The organism is Mesorhizobium sp. M1A.F.Ca.IN.022.07.1.1, assembly GCF_003997575.1.
Classification (GTDB): Bacteria; Pseudomonadota; Alphaproteobacteria; order Rhizobiales; family Rhizobiaceae; genus Mesorhizobium.
In genome coordinates this window covers 1-776 of the sequence record NZ_RZST01000695.1, presented here as the reverse complement: position 1 = coordinate 776, position 776 = coordinate 1, and the positions used below count along the sequence as shown (strand labels likewise).

Genomic DNA, 776 nt, shown 5'->3' with positions numbered 1-776 from the left:
CCTGGGAACTGCCGGCGCCTGTCGAGCACGCGTGGTTTAAAGGGCCGATCCAAAGAAGAGCGGCGACTACTCCGGTCCGTGCATCCGCCGAGGCGAGCGCGGACCCGAAGTCGGAGGTTATCGAGGCGCTGCGCTGGACCCGGCAGTTGCTGGCGACCGGAAAAGGGCAACCGCAGGACATCGCGATCGCTGCGACTTCGACACAGGATTGGGACGATCATTTTCTGGCTTATGCGAGAAGCGCCGGGTTGCCGTTGCATTTCTCTCATGGGGTGCCCGCTTTGAGCACGCCGGAGGGCCAGGCCTGTGCCGCCCTGGCCGACATTCTCGCAAACGGGCTCAACCAGGAACGGGTCTGGCGCTTAATCCGGCGCCTCCCCGCGCACCCGTTCGCCAGCCGGCTTCCGCCGGACTGGTTCGCCGCAATCCCGCGAAGCGCCGGCTTGCGCAGCCTCGACCAGTGGCGAGAAGTCCTGGCCGCGGCGAGGCCGCGGCGAGACGATGGCGAATTGGCCGAGCAAATCCTGCTTCCCGTTCTCGAAGTTCTCGCGCGCGGCACCGACATAGCGGCACAGGCAGGAGCGCGGTTGCTAAGCGGCGCCAGCCTGGCGATGTGGGAGGAGGCTCTGCGAAGCGCGCCAGCACAAGCCATCGCGCTCTCCTTGCAAGCGCTGCGCGTTGCCGACCTGCGTGATCCGGCCAACAGCGTCGTCTGGTGCCCCGCATCACAACTGGCCGCATGTCCGCGCCCGTATACGCGGCTGCTCGGCCTCACC

Annotated in this window: 1 pseudogene; it reads left to right on the top strand. The window is 67.1% G+C overall.

Annotated features, from left to right (window positions below):
- Window positions 1-776 (top strand): annotated as a pseudogene (locus EOA75_RS34375) (PD-(D/E)XK nuclease family protein); the annotation flags it as partial.